The sequence below is a fragment of the Clostridium sp. UBA5988 genome (genome assembly GCF_002435615.1).
GTDB lineage: Bacteria > Bacillota > Clostridia > Clostridiales > Clostridiaceae > Clostridium_J > Clostridium_J sulfidigenes.
The window spans coordinates 48,871-71,658 of the sequence record NZ_DJBA01000057.1 but is presented as its reverse complement, the minus strand read 5'-3'; the positions used below and the strand labels follow the sequence as shown (position 1 = coordinate 71,658).

The following is a 22,788-nucleotide window of genomic DNA, read 5'->3' as shown; positions in this document are numbered from 1 at the left end:
ATTAGTGAAAGCTAATTTTTATTAAAATATTGATTTACTCTAGGAGTCTTAGCCTTAGTCATATCAAAGGCATAAGGGTGCAAGAACATAAAAACATAAAAACATATTTTTCTTTAATTTTCTTAAAAAAAGAAATTCAGGTCATCTCCTGAATTTCTCTCTCCTTTGGAACAACTTTATATTTATATATTTACCTATTACTTTAAAATAAACGCTTCACACTACTTTTCTTCTAATTTTCAAATCTAATATTTTCTCTCAAACCTTTATGCTGCAAATTAAATAGGGTCAGGATTAAATAACTTTTATCCTTATTTAATCTAACTTTTAATATGACTTTTTTATTACTGATACGAGCTTATTATTTTGGTACATAGTTGGGTTTATAGATAAAAGTTCGTAGAATTAAATACTGTGAAGAATGTTTTTTAATTTTTCTGAAACAGAGGCTTTTCCATTTTGAACTATTTCTTCCGGTGATCCACAGTCTATGATTTTTCCACCTTTTGGGCCCCCTTGTGGCCCAATATCAATTAAATAATCTGCACATTTGATTAATTCTAAGTTATGCTCTATAACGACTAAACTATTTCCTCTATCTACGATATCATTTAATAAGTTAATAAGTTTATTTATATCATCAAAATGTAGCCCTACAGTTGGTTCATCCAATACATATAAATTCCCTTTTGATGTATCATCACTTAAATATTTTGCTAATTTTATTCTCTGTGCTTCTCCGCCTGATATTGTCACTGCAGATTGACCTATTTTAATATATTCTAATCCTACATCAATTAAACATTTTAATATGCTTCTTATATTTCTTTCTTCATTAAAAAACTCGTATGCTTCCAACACGGTCATACTTAAAACATCAAAAATGTTCTTTTCCTTATACTTTACTTGTAATATTTCTTCTTTGTATCTCTTACCATTACATTCTTCACAAACAACATATGTATCTGCCATAAAACTCATATCAACCTTTATATATCCGTCTCCTTGGCATTTTTCACATCTTCCACCTTCTAAGTTGAAACTAAACTGTGATTTAGTAAATCCTTTCTCTCTTGCTAAGTCCATTTTAGAATATAAGTCTCTTATAAAATCGAATATACCTGTAAATGTTGCGACATTAGATTTAGGAGTTCTGCCTATAGGAGTTTGATCGACATTCACTACCTTTTTTATATTTTCTCCACCGTTAATATCTTCACAATTAATATTTTTTTTCTTAGCTAATGATGGTATTAATATTTCTTCTGTTAAAGTGCTTTTTCCTGAACCAGATACACCAGTTAAAACAACAAGTTGAAAGAGAGGTATATTAATGTCTTGTTCAATTATATTATTAAATGTAGCCTTTTTAATTTTTATATACTGTTCTGTTTTTCTTCTTAATGAAGGATATTTTATTTTAATTTTATTAGATAAATATTTTCCTGTTAATGAATTAGTATTTCCCATTATACTTTGGGGAGAACCCTCGGCTATAATTTCACCACCATACATTCCTCCACCAATTCCCATATCTATTATATTATCAGCATTCATCATTATTTCCTTATTATGCTCAACCAATAAAAGAGTATTACCTTTCTTTCTTAAATCTGATAATATAAAATCTATATTTTTTACATCTGTACTATGCAATCCCATTGTAGGTTCATCCAGAACATACAAAAGACCTGAAAGGTTACATGATAATTGATTTGCTAATCTAACTCTCTGAACCTCTCCTCCTGATAAAGTAGGAATACTTCTATTTAATGACAAATAGCCTAATCCTAGTTTTTCTAAGTTGTTTATCCTATTTATTATTTCAATTGATATTTCATCAATAATTTTTTTATCTATATTGTTATCAGTTTCGTTCCCTAACCCGCATAACCATTCCTTTAACTCCGTTACTGGTTTATATTCTAATGTAGATATATTTTCCTCATTTATCTTAATATCTAAAATTTCATTTTTTAATTTATGTCCATTACAATTATCACATTTACCTATTTTAAGATATTTTTGAATACCTTTAAATGTAGATGGAATATCAATCTGTTCTATTAATTCACTTAACTCTAATATAACCCCTTTAAATTCAACTTCTTTAGTTCTATACTTATTTTTATAGTTCTTATACCTTATTGTAAATTTATGTTCACTTTTTCCATTTAATAAAAAGTCCAAATTATCAGACTCTAAATCCTTTATTGGAAGGTTAATATCTATATTGTAATAATCACATACACATTCTAATAACTTTTCATAATAATTATCGGTATTATTACTCCAGTACAATATTGCACCATCTTTTAAACTTCTGTTTTTATCTCCTATTACTTTATCATAATCTATGATATATCGCTGACCAGTCCCTCTACAAGCATTGCACCAAACTTTTGGGTTATTATAAGAAAAATCACCTTCTGAATATTTTTTATTACCTTTTCCATTTGCTATTTTTGCATAAAGCAACCGTAAAAATCGTGAAATATCTGTTACTGTTCCAACGTAAGATCTTGGATTTCTATTAGTTTGTTTTTGAGATATAGCAATAGATGGCAATAAATTATTTATTTTATACACATTAGGTTTAGGTAGAACAGATGTTACATTTTGCATATTCATAGAAATGCTTTCCAAAAACATTCTTTCGCTTTCTGCATATATAGTGTCAAAAACTAATGAAGATTTACCTGAACCTGATACACCAGTAACAACTGTTATTTTATTTTTAGGTAATTTCACATTTATATTCTTTAAATTATTTTCTTTTGCAGATATAACTTCTATACTCTCCATTTTTACCTCCTATTTGTTGTATATACCATTTTTACCGCACCATGGACAATCTTCATATCTATTAATAGTATGATAATTTATATTCATGCTATATATACTGAACTCTCCTCTACGATTTAAGTTTGATGGTTTAATCTTTTTACTCAAAACTTTAATTGCTTCCATAGCAGTCATACTAGCAATTATAGAACACATTGGCCCAAAACTTCCAATCTTTCTATTTTTTACAGTCAATTTTTTTAAATTAGTTGTATCTATATTGTTTAATTCTTCAAGACCCTTTTCAAAACATTTAACACAAGCACTTTTAAACGGCAGAATAGTTTGGCCCATTAATGAAATATGTAGATTATAACCACCTCCAATTATATGTGGTATATTGTGTTTCATACAATATTCACCAATCCACGTAGAAGTAATATCAACATTAGGTTTATCAGCACAATTAATTATTAAATCAATCGGTTCCGTTATAACATCTTCAAGAATTTTTTCATCTAAGAACATATTAATTTTCTTTACATTCACATCACTTGAATACTCTTTTAGTCTTGTCTCTAAAGCATCTGTTTTTAACATTCCAATTTGAGGCTCACCATAACCAAATTGTCTATGTAAATTAGATATCTCTACTTTATCATTATCAATTAGCGTGACATTTCTTACTCCGCTCTGAACCATTAAACAACTTACCCAGGTTCCAACTGCACCTAATCCTATTACAACAATATTAGAATTTCTTATGTTAGACCACATATTTATCAAATCATTTTCACAACTTGAAAAATCCTCTAAAAAATTTATTACTCTTCTGAATTTTTTATACTCTTCTATAGCATTAATATTATCCTTAATAATGCTTTTACTTTCTAAATACTTTAGAAACTTTATAAAATATTCTTTTGTTTCATTATCCATATTATATTTTGTTATTAATTCATCTATTGTAAGCGTACCATCTAACTGCAATACTAAATCTACTATTTTATCATTATTAACTTTAATTCTTACTTGTCGTCTTGTATTAGTAAGAAAAAATTCCACAACATTGTTATCTAACTTAACAACTGATACTGATGATCTTAACTTAGGTTTATTCATAATTTATCTCCCCACAAACTTTACACTCTTTATCTCTTACTACATTTAAATACTCTATATCCATGCTAGTAAATAAAAATTCTCCTCTAGTTTTTGAGTATGATTTAACATTAATTAATCCGCAAATATATTTTATTATTTCAATTGTAGCATAACTAGATGAAAATAGAGACATACTTGATAATCCACCTATTTCTAAATATCTTTCCTGTACAGGATGTTTTTTGGGTTTCCACCCCTTTAATGCTTCCTTAAAATAATTCGCATAACAATCTACACATGGAGTTATCCCTGGAATTATCAATTCTCCTGTACTTGCTAAATGTGCATCAAAACCACCTGCAATAAAATGCGTTTTCCTTTTTTGTGTGCAATACCTTGATATCTTCATGGATGTATATCCAATATATGGTTCATCTGCTGTATTAACAACAAATGTGGCTGCATCAATTAATTCAGCAATCTGACTTTCTGGTCGTAGACTCTTTTGTACTTTATTGACTTTAATTTTTTTATTTATATTTAGTAAGTAATCCTCTAATGCGTCTGTTTTATTCATACCTATATATTTTTCTTTAAAAAACATATGTCTGCTTATATCTGATGCCTCAACTACGTCATTGTCATATAATATAAAACTTTCCACCCCACACATTGCTAAGTGTACTGCAATATCTCCCCCAATTGCACCGCATCCAAAAATTAAAATATTGGATTTTTGTAATTTTTCTTGTGCCTCTATATATGACTTTCCTATTAAAAAATCTGATAAAAAATTCAGTTGTCTATCATACCTTTCAATCATATCACCAGATAATTCCAAATAATCTTCTTGTCGTTTTATAATGATATTCATTTCACTGAATTTGCTCATTATTTCAAGTAAGCCATTCAAATCAATTTCGCTATCCGAATTTTCTTTAATTAAAGAATATATCTCTTGGACGCTTCTCTCACCATCTAATAATTCTATCAACTTAATTGTCATCATTGAAACTCTAAACTGTTTCCTTAGTCTTGTACTCATAAAATATACTGTAAGTATCTCGTCATTAATAAGATATAGATCCACACCATTTCTTATTGAATATATGTCGTTTGCATTAATCATCACTTTCACCTGCTTTTTTTAGTTCTGTTCTCATAGAAAGACATTCACCAAAATCACCTAAAATTAATGAGTCTATCAATTTTATCCCTAATAAATTTCCTATTTGACCTATTCGTTTTGTAACTTCTATATCATAATCACTTGGCTTAACTATACCTGATGGATGATTATGACATATAAAGATAGAAGAAGCATTAGATAAAATTGCTATTCTAAATATTTCACTTGGAACTATCTTAACATCTTTATGACTCCCTATATTCAAAACAGCAGCATTAATTGACTTATTACTTGAGTCAATGCATAATATAGCCATCTTTTCTAATGTTGATCCGCCAATTAAATTATCAAAAATAGGTGCTGCTTCACTAACACCATATATTTCTTTATCCGTAATTTTCAAACTATAATCTTTAATCATCTTTAATCTAACTACTGGTATTTCTGTAACATCCATAATTTACCTCTTTAAAATCCAAATATATTTGAAAAAATATCTTCCAAAACTAATTTGGAAGATATTTTAATAATTTTAATATTGCACAATTCCAGCATTGACTTCTAAAAATCTGCCCCATTCTGCTTCTGTTGCTCTCTCACATTCTCTAGTGCATACTCTAGTACAACAGTCAGATCTATCTCCTGAACATCCTTCTGAATATTCAGCAAACATTTCTTCATTTTCTATTTCTTCAAATAAAAAATCGTCTTTTTTCAACATAAACACCTCCAAACTTTTCATATTGTATATTTATCTTTAAAATCACACATATTATTCATTATACACAACTTTATGTAGAACTTCAAATACCTGTTAATATAACAACTAACTAAAATAATAAGATTTATGTAAGATACTTCCTAAATCTATAATTGTAATTAATTGTATAATCTTATTTCTATTTTAACTTCTATTCCATTCATTCTAATTTTTTATTCAAAACCCTATTTTAAAAGTCTTAATCCAATACATTAACTTCCCCCATGAGCCTTGAACCTTCGCCTTAGAAAATTGCAATAAAGACAGATACTTATAATCATTTTCTAATTAAAAATTCCTGACTTTATACACTTTTACCTTTTACTTTAAGTATATAGAAATCTATTATTACTGCTGTCTCAAAATATTAATCAAGTCATAAAAATAGTATTTTTTATTTCTTGATTTACCATTTGAATAAATAACTTGTTTTTCTTCTAGTTTATTAAGATACACCCCTAATGTACTACTTGTAATATCAACATTCTCTAATATTGTCTTCTTTGTGAAAATTGGTTTCTCGAATATTACATTAACTATATCTATTAGTCTATTTGAATTTATTAAAACTTTACTATTATCTAATGTTTCATTATATAAATTGTCTATTTTCTCAATCTAAAAAAGGATGTATTGTTTCAAATTGAGCATGAATTATAGCTATTCTAATTAAATCATTTAAATTATCAGTTGGTTCATTTATATATTTTTCTAAATTACTCATATAATCAGGTACAAGTTATGGTTCTGGTGGTATATAAGATGTAGTTTTCATAGTACATCCTTGTGGTCCTATAAAATTCTGAATTCTTCTAAATTCGCCCGGATTTCTACTATTTCCTCATACTTCACCGGATAACAAGATTATATGCATTTCTTTTATTAATCTAGCTGATATAGGTATTCTTCTTATTAAACTTTCTACTTTTCTAAGAGCCATTGAATAATTTATTACTTCTTTAATATTATTATTTTTCTTACTCTCATCTACTCCATATTCCAGCATATCGTCTAATGTTACTTGAGTTCCTTCAATTTTTGTAGACTGTATTGCTTCTTGTAATGTAATTGGAGTTAATAATAACTTGGGGTCTATTTTAGATTTACTCAACAAAACTTCATATGGATATTTTCACTTCTTTCAAAATAGCAAAATCCATGAACCCCTTGATATCACAACAAATAGTTAACTAGTTATATAGTTACCTATTAACATATATAACTAGTTTAATATATACCTATATATTATATGAAAATATAAATTATCTCCAAATTTTATCACTTTGATTAACCACAGAGCCTATTTTTTAGATGCTACACAGTTAAGTTTGTATTTCACGTACTATATGAGGTATTATTTAAATATATTAAAGTAAAATTCAATGTATCAAATCTTAAATGTAACATTGAATATTTCATTGTATCATTTCAATGTATTCATAAATTTCAGATGATTTATATCAAAAATTATATCTTAATAATATTTAATCATCACACTACTTGGTATTCTATAATCTTATAAACAAATAATTAGGCATTGCTTCTCTTAATTCTATTTTAGGATACATAGCAAATTCATGGTGTACAAAGCCTACTTCTTTTTTCATGTCTCTCACATTTGTTCATTAACTAACTTCTATCTATTAATACCCTAAAAGAGTAAAATATTTATCATATTCATCTAATCTCCTTCTTATAATTTGATCATCTGGATTAAGTTTCAAAGCAAAGTTGAAAAATGCTCTTGCTTTTTTATATTCCTTTATTTGATCATAAGCGTGTCCTAGTTTCTTTACTATATAAAGCATACCTGGAGTTTGTTTGTTTATTTCTTCTAATATTACCACGGCTTCTTCCTGCTCATTATTCAAACCATAAGCACATGCAAGTTTATATCTGTAGTCTAAATTCTCTGGATTTCTTTCTTTAAGTTTTCTATAACAATTAATGGCCTCATCATATTTTTTTAATTCAAATAATATTCTTCCATTTAAATATAAGAAGTCATCTTCAAATGCATTTCTTCTAATCCCCTCAACCTTGATGATTTCAATCCTTTTCAAAGTATCTAAACCATCAAAGAACCTACCCTGTTTATAATAGGTATATGCCATATGATATAGGATATCTTGTGATTTGTTACCATTTTCATATTCATTTCTGAGTATCAACTCTGCATTATCATATTCACTATTTTTATAAAAATTTATTACACTCTCAATCCAGTCTTTTTCATAAATCTTTTGTTTAACATTTTTACTATGAGATATTAAATTGTTATTTTCATTAAAAGTATTTTCTAAGTCTTTTTTAATTTCAAACACATTTTTATATCTTTCTTCTGGGTCTCTCTTAAGTAATTTCAATATAACTTCTTCAACTTCAAGATATATATTATCATTTATTTCTCTTGGCCTTGGATATGGAGTATTGTTTATTAACTGATTTGCAGTTTCATGAGGAGTTCTACCAGTCAAAAATTTATAAAATAATACTCCTAATGCATAAATATCAGAATTTAAATATCTCTTATTAGAACCTGCAACTTCAGGAGCCATATAAGCCCATGTTCCCCCACCATCAATTGTCTTAATAAATAAATCCTCTATTAATTTACTTGTTCCAAAATCCGTTATTTTAATTGTTTTTCCATCAGTCAATATATTTTGTGGTTTAATATCACCATGACATATATTTTTTGAATGTATGTATTCTACACCGTCTAGTATCTGTAAAAACAACTTATATATTTCTTCAAAGGTTCTTGGACTCTTAAATCCTTGTTCGCAAAGTTCATCTGATAACTTATGCCCATTAAAATATTCCATCTCAATTAAAAATAGTCCATCTATTCGTCCCATCCAATTAATTTTTACGACATTCTTATGAAAACTTCCAATAAACTCTTTTCCTTCAGATAAAGTATTATCTCCGCGTTCTTGATCTTTTGGTATTTTTAATGCTACAATTTCATTACTTTCAAGATTTAAAGCCTTCCATACTGCTCCAAAAGAACCTTCATCTATAAACTCTTTTAACAAATATTTATTTCCAATACTAGTATCAATCTGTGGTTGAAAACTTACTGCTTTTTTTTTCATAATCTATCCTACCTCTACCCATTGGTTTAATCTAAGATTTTCACTGCTTCCTGTAGCAACACATCTATAAATTAAATAGGTGGTTTTTACTCCATTTATTCCTGGAACATAAATACCATTACTTTTTCTAAAACCATTATCAAAAATAGAAATGTATTCATCTATATCCCCTGGGTTTTCTGCTGCATAACTCCAATATACAAACAATATTATAGGGACATTACCACCTAATTGATGATATACAATAAGTAAATTTTCTATTTTCTCTTTTACTTTTAAATCTTTTCTTTTATTTTTTTCATATCTTTCAAATTCACATATTAAGATTGGTCGATTATCTTCCTTTGAAAACCATATAGAATCTGGCCTTACCTCATTTATTCTATCTCCATATGGTTCTAATTTCTCTGCAACACACTCGATACAAACATTATTGTCTTTATAAGGATATACTGGACATTCTGAAATAGCAGCAATTTCATCAATACATCTTCCTACGGCTGTAATATAATTTAATCCTAAAGAATGTACCGTTTCTGAATAATCCCTAACTCCAAACTTAGTCATCATAGGAAACATTTCATTTCTAATGTTACCAACTTTAAATTCTTCCTTTATAAAAGATATTATCTTGTTTTTATTCATTAAATGCTCCCCACTCCCTTATTACTTCTGGTGACTCTCCACCATGTATTAAGGCTTTAGTTCCTACTTTTACAAGAAGTGGTGCAGGGATAGATCTACCACAAATAAGGGCTTCTCCTGTAGATAAAGACGGTAATTCATCAATGTCTGACTTAGAGAACATATCTGAAGTTTTTGCAATAAATCTCTGATCATCTGGATTTTTTAATCTCATAGTTATAATGGTATTGCACTGTGAAGTTACATCTGGATCAAGTTTTGATGGTCTTTGAGATATTATTGCAAAACCTGTACCGAACTTTCTTCCCTCCGCTGCAATCTTCTTTATTATTTTTTTAGATATACATGGTATACCTGTTGGTGCAAAATTATGTCCTTCCTCATATACAAGAAAACAAGGTCTTGTCTGTCTTTGTTTATCTGCTGCCGCTCTCATTACTTCACTTGATATAAGTGCTGTAATAATCTGTTTTGCATCATCGGATAATCCTTGTAAATCTATAATTACAAGTCTACCTACATTATTTCCTTTTTCTCCAACCATTCTGTATATATCTGTTGGCTCTCCTATTGCTCTTGTATAAAAACTCTTTGCTTCATTTATTACCCTTGTAAGTTTCATTGATGCTACAGCAGCACTTCTATTATTTAGTGCTTTGGCTTCACCTTCCGTTAATTTATCCCAATTTTTTAATTCATCAAGCCCTCTTTCATCTGAAAGCAAATACGTTAAATCCTGAATATCTCTTGGTGGATTACTAAATTTTGATTTCCAATATCTTATAGCAACATCTAAAACTCTTTCTTGAGCCTCTGTAAGTCCTGGTAGAATTGATGACAAATCATCCATATCAAACCTATCAAACTGAAGTGCTAAATGATTATTCTTACCACTATATTTATAATCAAAGGACTCCATTTGTGGAGTATAAACTTTTATTCCTCCATTTGCATTCAATAATTTTATAAATCTTTCTTGAATTCTTTCTAGGCTCTTTATTTCATTTTCATCTTCTATAAAACTAAGATCTTCATTAAAATGTATTTCTCCTTTTTCAAATGCCTTTCCATACTCTCCATGAACATCAAAAACTATAACTGTACCATTCATCTCCGCAACAAGTCTTTCAATAATTCTTCCTACAGTATAAGACTTACCTGAACCTGTCATAGCAAGAACAGCAAGATGTTCAGTAACTAATTTATTTACATCAAGATATACTGGAACTATATTACTTCCTTTGTCATAGCCAATTAAGTTTCCTATATTAAAACTTGTATTTTCATCAAACTTATAAAATTTTGCAAGAAACTCATAGTCAACACCATAAACCTTTTCACCTGGATTTAATGGCCTTCTAGGAATTTTAATTTGTCCATTACTATCCCTATATCCAACAAGTTCAATACCTCCAAATAAGGTTTCACCAGTTATACTTGCCCCTGGCAAAATTTCAAGAGTTGAAAGTCCTTCTCCCATATTTGAATTGTAAAGAATGTTATTTCTTGTTATAGAAACTATTCTACCAAGTACAAAGGTTTCACCATCTTCCTCTGACTCAGTATGTCTTATCTTTACAAACTCTCCTCTTTTAGCAGAAAAACTGTTTTCTAACACTATTTTCAAATCATTAGGATTACCTGTATTGCCTATAAGTTTTCCTATGTATTTATCCATATATCATTCCTCCCCCTATTCCTCATACACATCCAAATTCTCTTTCCATATACTCTCTAGTTCTTCATTTTTCAGTGACTCTCTGGCTTGAGCCTTATAATATTCAAGTATTCTATTCTTGCCTTTGTCAGTTGCCTCTATAGGTCTTAATGAATATTTTGCATACCATAAAGGCATTGGTAATGCTTTTTCTTGATCAAATGTTATTAATGATATTATCTGTGAAGCCAATTCATCAAGCATGTCTGCATCCCAATCTTTAACAGTTCCGAGAACCTCTACAAGTAACGGTGGGGTAGTATTTCCTGCCTTTATATGCATACCCATGAGTCCTATATCTCTTAACTGTTCTGGCTCAAGTCTGCTATCTTTATTTATTCCATCATACTGGAATGCTGCCGTTCTTGTTCTTTTTACGAGAATACCTGTCATTAATCTTTTTATACCTACCTCTTGTAGTTTAGGCATTAAATCTCCCATTTTTGCTATAATGCTTCTATCTATTTCATCTGGTATATACTTCATATTTTCATCACTAAGAGCAAATATAACAGCCCCAAATTTCTTATTTCCTACTGATGCAATCTTAACTCCATTTTTATTGAATGGGTAAACATCATTTCTATATTTCTCCCAGAATTTTAGTATTGCTATTCTACATTTGTTATAAATATTAACTATATCCGTTCTATTATCTAATGGAGCATCTGCTCTTTCAAGTAAGAGTGGAACTTCTAAAAGCACTAATTCTGGCTTTTCTTCTTGCTCCATAAGTTCAGTTAATAACTTATATGCATTAATAATATCTATAAATTTTAATTTCTTTTGGCTATCTAAATCATCTATTTCATCTACTTCAACTTTGCTTTCTTGTCTTGTTCTATAGATAGTACCATCTTTAATTAATATATCTTGCCTTACTGCTCCTGCAACATAAAGTATGCCACCAAAAGCATTTGATGTCCTACTTGAACATGCTATTCCTGTTGCATTAATGGTAACAGGATTTATTAGTTCAATATTTCTAATTACCCCTCCATCTTTTAAAGTAGGAGCAACTCTATCTATAAACCTCATTTTTGCAGACAACTTTGAAACTGTTGCTGGGAGTCCTAATTGAATATTTGCAACAATGCTTTGTGATATAGTGGTCTCCCCCTGCTTAACTCCATCCATCTTCATTCTCCCTCCTCTCTTTTATTACACTAATAAATGCCTTTAAATTCTTTTCTTCAACTACACTCATACCTTTATCAGTTAATTTTTCATCATTTATATATTCACCTGCAACTAGTTCTTTATATTTCCTAACTAATAGTTCTTCTTCATGCCTTGCCCCAAAGTATTTAAATATGCTTGAAACCATTTCGTTCTTCAACTGCACCTTGGCTGCTGATAGCATTATTAAAAATACATGTATATTATCTATATCAATTTCATCATTATTTTCTTCCAAAATTTCTTCAACGTAATCTACACTTTGTATTAAACTATCAAAATAATTTTTAAATTCATCCTGAAAATCTATCATTTTGTAATCTAATAACGGTAGAGTTACCACCGTTATTAGACCACTGCTTAAATTACTTCTATAGTTTATTCCAAAGTTTTTTCCATTTTTACAGAACATTTTATCCTTTACTACTGTTTCTATATCATAATTTATAGGTATACCATTATAGAAACTTTCAGTTTTCTTTACCTTAATACCTACAGAAGTAGTAAAATACTCTGATAAATTAATCTCACCCCATGCTGGTAATAAAATTAACTGATTATTATTATTTTCAAGCCATAAATTTAAATCATTTACCTCTTCCTTCTTCATTTTGTTAAGAAGTATTCCAGGTAAAATTAAAATACCTTTTTTTAGTGCATTAATGCTTACCATTTCATAATTACAAAAATTATTTAAAAGTCTATATTCCGTTCTATTCTTATATTCTTCTAATACCTGTATAAGCATTTCTACACCTCTATTTTAATTTTTATCAACTTAACATCCACTAATTCCTTCATTTCTTCTGAATAGTTATCCCAATCAATCTCTCCATTTTTCTCAATTACTTCTTTATAAAAACTAAAAGTTACTTTTTTAGTTTTAGAAGAAGTTTTAAAGAAAGTTTCACCTTCATGGGTTAATTCATCCATTTTATTTTCCATGGCTTTTTTAGTTTCTTCATAAGTCTTTTCTTTTGGATATTCATCCATTCTTATTTCTATAGAAACTGGAGTTTTACCTTCTATATTCCTAATTTTATCAATAGTTGAAATTAATACTTCATCTCTAAAATTATTCTTTTTGCTTTTCGCTAAGTTCATTACATTATTCTTATATCCATCTACAACTCCAACCCTTTGATACATATCATCAATTCTCTTTTTAAGTAGTTCAAGGAAAGGTTTTGGTTTACTAAGCATTTCGCCTTCACTATCTTCTATCTCCTGCTCAAAACCACCACTTACAAACAAGTCAATTTCCTTAATGCAGTTATTTAAATTCTTAACTTCTATATGATCTTTTAAACGTTCTGGAGCATCTGAAAAATAATGAACCCATTTTTCACTTTCTGCTTTTTTCTTGTATCCATCAACAATAAACTTAAAATTTTTATAGATATTTTTATATTCGCCTATAATTCCACTGTCATTTGACCATTTCAGGTCATTATTATCTAATTGTTCTAATCCGCAATCCTCTAAAATTTCCTCTATTCTCTTTGCTGAACCGCTAAAATCACCATCTTTAAGTCTATATGCAAGAGTATTAATGTAGGATACCATAGTGCCTGTTCCAGTAGATGTCATCTTATCATAGTCTGTTGAATTTTGAAGTTCATTGCAATACTTCTGAAGTATATTAGTAACAGGTGAAATTGGAAGCATAACTCCTTCATAAATACAGTTATTCTTTATTTCTGTTATCTTTTCAAGAATACTATTTTCTGCTGGTACTTTTAAGTTATTAATATAATCAATAAATAACCTAATGTGCCTTATTCTAAACCATAAAGGCTTCTCTTTATCATCTATCTTTATATCCTTTATAATATTAGGATTATAAGTTTTTATATTGTTCCACATATCTCTGTCATATACTTGATCACATAGTTCTGTAAATTCTTCTATTTTTGAGATTACTTCTTTGAAGTAAGCATAAATATTTTTATCTCTTTCTTCTAATATTTCTAGTTTAATACTATTTTTAATCTTTTCTGCTTCTTGAAGTTGTACCTTATAAAATGGAATTTGATTTTCTTCAAGAACTTTAAGATATGGCCCATTAATTACTTTCTTCATGCTTTCTATTTCTTTTTTACAGTCATCATCAAGCCATTTTTTAACTAATGAATACCTACCATTCAATTCATAAGATGATATTCTTCCAATAAACCCATCTTGAGTTCTTATTAATAAATTTAATGAAGTCATAAACAATATCCATTGTTCTATTATTTTCTTTGGTTTAACTTCCTTAACAAGACTAAAGAAGAACTTATCCTCGTACTCATTTACTGCTTTATTACTATTTGCATTAAACTTTAATATTCTGTTTACACAAGGTGGAATATCTATTGTAAATTTATTTTCATCTTCCTTTATAAATAAGCCCGTTTCCTTATATCCTTGACCTTCATTTATTCTTCCTATGGACACATTTCTTAGTGCCATCTTTAATTCTGTATATTCCCCATCTGAAAGTCTATAATCTTTCTTACTTCCAAGTTCCTCAAAATCAAGATCATGTATTAGCATTTTACTAAAAGCATTAGATAAAATTTTAATTTGATCATCTGTATGTTTTTTATAAATAATAGGTCTTAATACCCAGCCTTCACTATCTATTTTTTCAAACCATTCATTTGATCTATTTTTAAAATAATCTCTTACTTTTCTTACTCTTTCTCTTAATGTAGACGTTATAACATTCTTATTTTCTCTAATATCAAGAACATCCTTATCAAGAGATATTGCTTCTAAAACATCCTTTTGAAGTCTTGTTATATTAATAAAAATAAGACATTTTCCTATACCTTCATATTTTTCTCTCACAAATTTTTCTGTATATTCTTGACTTATAATTGAGTCAGAAATAACAATAACAGGATGAACTCCACCTTTCATTAATCTGCTATCAAGAAGCACATCTTTTAATTTACCTTCATCTTTTCCCCAAATTATATCTACTATTTTCTCTCCATGTACATCAAGATAAGGGCCATTTTCCACCTTTGTTCTTACGCAATCAACCCCATTAATAGCATAGAAACTTTCCTCTGGGTAACTTAATTCTAATGCTCTACAAGCACCTGAAAGAACTCTTTTAACTTCTTCTTTTTTATTTTTACTTCTTTCTGTTATTAACTTTTCAATTTCTTTATTTTTTTCTGTATCTGGTACATATCCAAAATTATCTTTTTCAACTCTGTACCTTTTATTAAGTCTACTTAAATAAGCAAAATTTGGCCCTATATATTCGGCATCCTTTACTTCATCCATTTCTAATTTTTCAATTATATATGAATAGATATATCTTGCTGCTTCCTCTACCTCTTCTTTTGGATATAACATTCTTATTTGGTCTAAGAAAGTTTCCTCTTCTTTACCTACTATAAATTCATTTTCATTTACACTTATAGAAAAAGTTTTAAGACTTCTAAGTAAAACTGCAAGATCAAAACTTCCTCCAAAACTATTTATAAAATTATCTCCTATATCATTCTTATAACCTTGCTTAGTTAAATAAACGCCTAAATCTTCTTTCTTTAATTTAACACGATAAAACTCCTTGAATAGTTTTCCGCCCTCTATGTCCTTTGCCTCAAGCATAGCCTTAATTTCGTCTTGAAAATAACTTGCTTTTTTATCAGGTATTTGTTTTAAAAGAGCATGTTTTATTTTTTGTCTGAATTTATCATCACACTGTATATAATCAAAGGCTGGTTTATCAATGAGGCTATCTTTAAATCTGTTACTTGAGTTCAATATATTTTCAAATATAAACCCTGTATCTTTCTTTACAGTTTCATCCTCTATTTTTTGATCAACATTATGCATAATAACATTGAACCAACCAAAGTTTCCTCCTGCAATGGTATATGCTGCTTCTATAATACCTTCTGGATATTCAGGTATCATTCTCTTTTTATTAAGATACTCTGTAAAATCCGATATATCTGCAAAAGAATTTTGAAGCATTTCATACATCTCAGTTCTTCTATCTAATGCTCCTATTCCTTGAATACTTCCTCCAATTACAGTAGAACATAAAAGTAAAAAGGCTGCTTCAGGATATTTCTTTCTTGGATCTTCATGCTTTATAGCATTAGTAATTACCTGAATGGCTTCCCCATCAATTTTACTTTGTAGTTCCTTATCTTTTTCTATTCCATACTTTGCAATTTCACCTGCTGTTTCAAGTTCATCGCAAACTACAAGTATATGTTCTATATTGAACTTTTTAATATAATCAATTCCACTACGAGTTAATTTATCTAATTTATCTCTATCTATAACTAAGTCATCAATATTAACGCTACCTATTTCTAATATGCTACTTAATTTTTCCCTATCAAATCCCATTGGTAGTAGTGCATCCTGAATACATTCCATTATCTTTCCTTGAATACTTCCATCTGACTCCTTGCTTAAATAAGATAATGCAGTATAAGTACCATAGGCAACCCAATGATCTCCTATTAAATCTTCATGGCACATTTGAGAATATCTTATATATAAAGGAAGTACCTTATCTTCAAAATTAGGCTTAAATATTCTAACTTCCTTTTGTTCTCCATCATCATTTATAATCCATCCCTTATCCATGCCTAGAGGTTCTGATATAACTTCAAATCCTATTCTTGATTTACCAATACCCCATTTAGATATAAGTGGAAATATTGTTGCCATTCCAGCAGTTTTCATAGTTCTAGTAAACGATCTAAAAATATTATAAAACTCCTTCTGTCCAACCATTGGTTGGTTTAAAGGAAAATCACTGGTTCCAAAAGGCGACCATATTGACATAATTTTTCCTCCTTGCATTCCTATTATGCACATAACAATTATTAATTGTTATGCCCCCTTAATTAACAACTTCTAACTTTATTAATTGATAGTCTTTTTTCCCAAACAATCCCCTACCATGTCTTGGTTGACCTTGTTCATTATCAATTATCCTTAATCGACCTTCATTAATACAACACATAAAGTAATGATCTATCCATTGTTCGTAACTTTTTTCATCTTCTCTATCTATCTTATCTTTTAACAAAGAACCTACTATTTCTAATGGAAAAAAACCTCTTGCATCTGAATTATTTGCTATAAGTTCTTTTAATAATTCCATATCATCTAATGAAGTATCTAATATTAAACTACTAAAAGTTTCTTCACTTATATCTTCCTTAATCTTATGTTTATCTAAAACATATTTTCCATCTACATCTTCTTTAATCCAATTTAGATATTCAAAAAGCATCATAGGTATCTTCAAGTACGTACTCATAGAACCTAATGATGGCTCTTCTTTATTCACACCTTGGATTTGAATTGTTTCTTCCTCTACTATATTCAACTCTTCTTTCCAGAAAGGGCCTAAAACCTTTGATGGATAAACATTTATTAAATTATTTATATTTATGTCTTCTGGTTTACTACTAAATATATAGTAATTTATATTTTCATAATTAATATAGGCCGATGTAAAATTCTCCATATAGCCTTTTTCAAAGTATAAGTAACCACCATTTAATAGTGCTAAGGCTAGTGTTCTAACTCTTAAAGAATATTTTAAAAGTTGTTCTCCTAAAGTCTTTTCCCAATCATCATTGTCCTTATATTTATTTAAAAGATTAACTGCTCCTTCTGTTAATTCATACCCCTCTGCATTTTCTTTTATAAAATTGCTCCCGACAATAGTTACACTAGTTTTTGATTTTTCTACTCCGAAAAGTCCATATACTTCATCTGCATTTATAATTCTTCCACCTTCATCAACCTTGTAGTACAAATAATCTTTTGCAATATCCTTTTTATTTTTACAAGGTATTTTTTCTGGTAAAGTGCTTAATATATCTGCCCATCTTTCTATATTAGATGCTCTTACCCAAAATCTATCTGTTCCTATTTTTATTATCATAGTGTATTCCTCAACTCTTCTATATAGTCTTTAAGAAGATATTTAAACTTCCTTGATCTATTTTTAATTATTATATCCTTAGAATATATTAAGTCATTAAACTCTTCATTTAATACATATTCACCATCTTTAAAATCAATTTTATGTTCTCCTAATAACTCAAAAACCACTTTGTGTGTTTCTGGTGCTTTATCTGGGAATAAGCATAAATCGTTTTTGCTACAGAATTCATATACAAAATTATTTAAATTTCCTACTTTTATTTCTTTACCCTTTGAATTAAATATATAAAGTTCAAGTTCTTGAATATTATAAGGATTAGTTATATCTGTTGGTCTTATTGATATACCCTCAAATCCTCCAACTTTATACTCTGAAATCACCATAGAAAATATTGTTATAACAGTTTTCCATGGGTAAGATAAAACTTCACCAACTTCCTTTTCTACTGGAAAATCTGAGTATTCATAAGGAATTAAAGTGAATTTATTTTTACCTTTTAAACCTTTTAAATAAACAGAAGATGTTATTCTTCTTCCTTGTACCAAATTTTCATTAGGATTTGCTCCCATAGGTACTATTTCTAAATCATTTACATCCTCTGTTAATTGTATTATTTTTAGTTTGCTTAGTATAGAAGGATATTGAGGATACCCATTAAATACAGATTGATACAATGCTTTTATTTCTTCATTTTCATTTATCGGTTCGCTTTGAACTTTTAATATTGTATCTGCAAATTTGGGTATACTATCAATAAATTCAAATAGTGATTTACTATCGCCACTCCTACCTATAACACATGCTTCTTTATATACTCTTAAAAGTAATGTATTAAATAATGTTGGATAGTAGCAGAGAAGAGAAGAAATAAAATCTTCTCCGCTAACTTTCCCACTGAACTTAATCCACTTTTTTGTAATAACTAATTTATCTTCAATAGATTTAAGAAAATTTAAATTTACTAGATATTTTAAACTTTCATTATTATCTACTTCTCCGTAATCATATAAAAAATTTAAATTTTTAACTAATTCAGTTACATTAAGCAAAAGGTTTCACCTACCTTTTATAAAATTAAAATATTTTAATTAATTTCTTTAATTTTTGACATATCGAAGTTGCCTTCAATTAAATCTTCCACATCTTGTTTTGCTTCTTGAACTAATTTTTTTGACTCTTTTAATGTCTGAATATATCTTTCTATTTTATTTCCTATGGTTGATTGTATGTTATCATTTAAAATAGGTACTAATATATTTCCTACTTCTTCTCTATTTAAGTTTAATTGTACTGCACCATTAGCCTGTCTGGATGATAGCATTCTTCCTAAATTACTATTTGCAACAAACATAAAATAATAATTATTAATATTTTTAAGTCTTAACCGTACTAATGCCTGATTAATATTTGCCTTTTCAATATATTCTGGAACTATAGAAACAACACCGATAGAACCTGCTATGGAATAAACTATATCTCCATCTTTAATTTCAGAACCTTTTAACTTTTGACTTTCTTCATTAGATATATAAACTAAATCATCATTAATAGTATAATCGCTTAAATTTGTTGCTCTTACAAAAGGTATTCCTTGTTTTAAATAGTTTGCTCCTTTAGGTGTCGATCCACTTACTATTATCTCAGCAGTAAAATCATTCACCGTTTTCATCATTACACCATTCTTTACAAAAAACTCATTTATAATTGTATATTTTTTTTGATTATATTCAGCATCCAATCTGCTATTATCAATATTTATTCCTTTTACCCAGTTATGTTTTTGCTCTTCACTTTGATTTAACAATATCATTAATCTTTCTTCATCAGTTTTTTGGGAAAATATCTCTTCAGCCTCTTTTTTTAATCTTTTTGCTTCTGCTCTTAGTTCTTCTGCTTTTCTAACCTTATCTCCTATATATTTTTGGATTTCAGGAGATATCACCGGTATTTCTAATGCTAATATTTCATCTTTAGTTAATCCATTTTGAACTGCTTTTCCTTCTCCTTGTCTAATGAATTGATATTGTCCATATTTACTATTTAGAAAAACTGCTAAAAAATAATTATCTATAACCACTTCTTTTACTCTAACATTACACAATGCTTGATTTAAGTTTGCCTCTTTCACATTAAAAGGTACTACTGCTACTACGCCTATCTGACCTGTTTTAGAAATTATAATATCTCCTGAATACGTCTTGCTATTTTTTAGTTCTTCATGCTTTTCTTTTGTTATAAATATCGGATCATTAAATTCCACTGTTAATTCTGATATATCTTTTGTTCTTAACACAGGTATTCCTTCGGCAACATAGTCATAAGAATGTAACTGAAACCCCATTGGCCCTCCATTATATTCACATATGACATCTCCAAAATTAACAAGTTTATTATTTCTTAATATATTTTCATATTGAATATATTCTGTGGAGTAATATTGACCTCCTATTTTTTCTTCAATTAGTTCAGAATTTATCCATACAATACTAGGTTTACTATTTTGTATAACTAACTTAGCCAATATCTCCACCCCTATTCTATATCTTCTGGTATACCTTTTTTATAAGCCTCAACTATCTTCAATAAATCATTACAATCATCACCTAGTTGTATCTCTACATTTTGTTTTACTGTAAATCCTACTTCATCTGCTACTGCCATAAATACTGGACCTTGTTTTTCACCTGGATGTTCTTTCTTCTTTAAGTATAATAATGAAGTTTTGGCTCCTGCTCCCGATAATGAAAAAGTTTCTTGTGGTAAACTTATAACCGCTTTAAGTATTGCTTTTCCACCTTCAAATTCTCCTGTTACAGCATTTTTCTTACCCATAATATATTCACGTACATATTTATCACCTGAGTTTGAAAGTATTCCATCTGGAATAACTATCATTAAAAGCCCACCTTTTTTAAGTAATTGAAGGTTTCTATCTATAAATAATACTGCTGGATCTATAGAATTTACTTGCTTCCATTTTCCTTTGCTATCTGGTTTTGAACCAAGTGATAATTTATCTGTGTTCATTTTATTTTGACCATCATCATCTATATCTTCGGAATACTTTTCAATTATTTCTACACCTTCTGGATTGTCTATTGTTGTATCCCCCTTCTTTATTTTTTTTGAAACCCCTGTTTTTGAGAAAGGAGGGTTTGTTATCATTGCATCAAAGGTTTCTGGTTCTAAATTCGTTGTCATTAAAGAGTTTCTTGTTTGAAATATTGGACACTTCACTGCTCCATTCATTGCCATATTAAGTCTCGCCTTCAGTATCATTCCTGGAGAATTATCTGCACCAATAAAGGAATGTTCTTTCATTAGTTGAAATACTTCTTCATAATGTTTTGTGTTACCACCTAATTTAGTGAGCATATGATTTTTTATTTCTTGCAGCATTTTTATCAAAAATCCTGCTGAACCACAACACAAGTCTCCTACCTTGAACGTTGGATAACCAGTCTTAGGATCAATCTCTATTAATTTTCCTGCTCCATTTTTTGTTAAGTCATATACAACCATTTCTGTAGCTGCTTCCGTTACCTGTCTAGGAGTAAGATATATCCCCATTCCACCTTTATTTTCATATTTCTTTCTTAAAAGCACATCAAATACTCGCCCTGCTACATCACCAGTTAAATCAAGAAGCGTACCTGGTCTTTCTACACCTTCAACTTTAATAGGACCTAAGTCTTGTAACGTATTTAATACTGCTGTGTAAATAGTAGGGTTTTCAAGTTTTATATATTCATCAGCACTAAATATTGCTGCTTTACTTCCATCATCTAATGTTGCAACATAATCTTCATGGTTTTTAACAATTTTAAAGGCTTCTCTAATATCTTGAACTGCCTTATTCTTATCCTCTGGTTTTTCTGACTTTTCTATATTATCATATCTGAAAATGTCATCAAAACGTCTACCTTCTAGTTCTCCACCCCTCAATATATAATCTGGATGATTTAGTCTAAATACTTCCATAAATATTAATTTACAGAATTCATCTATAGCATCATTTGAATTATTTACATGATCTTTCATTCCATAAATCATTTCATGAATACCATCAAATTTCTCTTGAAGTTCCTGATAATTATGTATTGACCATATGTCTCTTTCTGTTAATTGTCTTTTACCAAAGTTAAATTTCTCTTCACCCTCTATTACTGATGGAATTTCTGAAATTGCCTTTTCTTCTTCTACAAGTATATAAGAGTTATTTGTTCCATTAGTAATCCAAGCATAAGTTGACATTGGATCTGTTCCCATTGCATCATAGGTTATACTTGTTATTAAATCTGGTTTTAACTGTTCATCCTCTACTTTCTTTACATATACATAAACTTCTTTATGATTTGCTTTAAACGTTGTTTCATCAATTCCCTGTATTGTTTCATAGCCCAGTTTCTTAACTTTATCTTTTAATTCTTGCATCTTAGTTCC

At 28.8% G+C, this 22,788-nt stretch carries 17 protein-coding genes; all 17 read right to left on the bottom strand.

The window, feature by feature from the left end; genetic code table 11:
- Positions 1-405: 405 nt before the first annotated feature.
- Positions 406-2,805 (bottom strand): excinuclease ABC subunit UvrA, encoded by a 2,400-nt coding sequence (gene uvrA, locus B3J31_RS12750; protein WP_346874063.1) that lies wholly within the window; start codon positions 2,803-2,805, stop codon positions 406-408.
- Positions 2,806-2,814: 9 nt separating this feature from the next.
- Entirely contained in the window at positions 2,815-3,906 is a 1,092-nt protein-coding gene (locus B3J31_RS12745; protein WP_346874062.1) for a ThiF family adenylyltransferase, read from the bottom strand.
- Complete coding sequence (locus B3J31_RS12740) at positions 3,899-5,017, bottom strand: ThiF family adenylyltransferase (RefSeq protein WP_346874061.1); 1,119 nt, start codon at positions 5,015-5,017, stop codon at positions 3,899-3,901. Before B3J31_RS12740 ends, B3J31_RS12745 begins: the two co-directional genes overlap by 8 nt.
- Positions 5,010-5,474 (bottom strand): JAB domain-containing protein, encoded by a 465-nt coding sequence (locus B3J31_RS12735; RefSeq protein ID WP_346874060.1) that lies wholly within the window; start codon positions 5,472-5,474, stop codon positions 5,010-5,012. Before B3J31_RS12735 ends, B3J31_RS12740 begins: the two co-directional genes overlap by 8 nt.
- 75 nt (positions 5,475-5,549) lie before the next feature.
- Positions 5,550-5,738, bottom strand: coding sequence for a hypothetical protein (locus tag B3J31_RS12730; RefSeq protein WP_346874059.1), 189 nt, complete (start codon positions 5,736-5,738; stop codon positions 5,550-5,552).
- A 652-nt stretch (positions 5,739-6,390) separates the two neighbouring features.
- Complete coding sequence (locus tag B3J31_RS12725; protein ID WP_346874058.1) at positions 6,391-6,501, bottom strand: Fic family protein; 111 nt, start codon at positions 6,499-6,501, stop codon at positions 6,391-6,393.
- Positions 6,502-6,618: 117 nt separating this feature from the next.
- A complete protein-coding gene (locus tag B3J31_RS12720) occupies positions 6,619-6,888 on the bottom strand; it encodes a Fic/DOC family N-terminal domain-containing protein (RefSeq protein ID WP_346874057.1) in 270 nt (89 codons plus the stop codon).
- Positions 6,889-7,420: 532 nt separating this feature from the next.
- The gene (locus B3J31_RS12715; RefSeq protein WP_346874056.1) at positions 7,421-8,878 is read right to left on the bottom strand and encodes a protein kinase domain-containing protein; all 1,458 of its coding nucleotides are present in this window, start codon (positions 8,876-8,878) and stop codon (positions 7,421-7,423) included.
- Positions 8,879-8,881: 3 nt separating this feature from the next.
- Positions 8,882-9,523: a hypothetical protein gene (locus B3J31_RS12710; RefSeq protein ID WP_346874055.1), complete on the bottom strand. Its 642-nt coding sequence runs from the start codon at positions 9,521-9,523 to the stop codon at positions 8,882-8,884.
- Positions 9,516-11,201, bottom strand: a complete 1,686-nt coding sequence (locus tag B3J31_RS12705; RefSeq protein ID WP_346874054.1) for a helicase HerA domain-containing protein — start codon at positions 11,199-11,201, stop codon at positions 9,516-9,518. Before B3J31_RS12705 ends, B3J31_RS12710 begins: the two co-directional genes overlap by 8 nt.
- A gap of 15 nt (positions 11,202-11,216) precedes the next feature.
- Positions 11,217-12,383 carry a hypothetical protein gene (locus tag B3J31_RS12700; RefSeq protein ID WP_346874053.1) on the bottom strand — a complete coding sequence of 389 codons (1,167 nt, stop codon included), beginning with the start codon at positions 12,381-12,383 and terminating at the stop codon, positions 11,217-11,219.
- Positions 12,364-13,167, bottom strand: coding sequence for a hypothetical protein (locus B3J31_RS12695; protein WP_346874052.1), 804 nt, complete (start codon positions 13,165-13,167; stop codon positions 12,364-12,366). The genes B3J31_RS12700 and B3J31_RS12695 overlap by 20 nt, the downstream gene beginning before the upstream one ends.
- 2 nt (positions 13,168-13,169) lie before the next feature.
- Complete coding sequence (locus B3J31_RS12690) at positions 13,170-17,228, bottom strand: hypothetical protein (RefSeq protein WP_346874051.1); 4,059 nt, start codon at positions 17,226-17,228, stop codon at positions 13,170-13,172.
- Between the two features lie 58 nt (positions 17,229-17,286).
- On the bottom strand, positions 17,287-18,342 hold the full coding sequence (locus B3J31_RS12685) for a hypothetical protein (protein WP_346874050.1): 1,056 nt from the start codon (positions 18,340-18,342) through the stop codon (positions 17,287-17,289).
- Entirely contained in the window at positions 18,339-19,394 is a 1,056-nt protein-coding gene (locus tag B3J31_RS12680) for a hypothetical protein (RefSeq protein ID WP_346874049.1), read from the bottom strand. The genes B3J31_RS12685 and B3J31_RS12680 overlap by 4 nt, the downstream gene beginning before the upstream one ends.
- A gap of 35 nt (positions 19,395-19,429) precedes the next feature.
- Positions 19,430-20,866: a restriction endonuclease subunit S gene (locus tag B3J31_RS12675; protein WP_346874048.1), complete on the bottom strand. Its 1,437-nt coding sequence runs from the start codon at positions 20,864-20,866 to the stop codon at positions 19,430-19,432.
- A gap of 11 nt (positions 20,867-20,877) precedes the next feature.
- The gene (locus tag B3J31_RS12670) at positions 20,878-22,779 is read right to left on the bottom strand and encodes an HsdM family class I SAM-dependent methyltransferase (RefSeq protein WP_346874047.1); all 1,902 of its coding nucleotides are present in this window, start codon (positions 22,777-22,779) and stop codon (positions 20,878-20,880) included.
- Between the last annotated feature and the right edge of the window lie 9 nt (positions 22,780-22,788).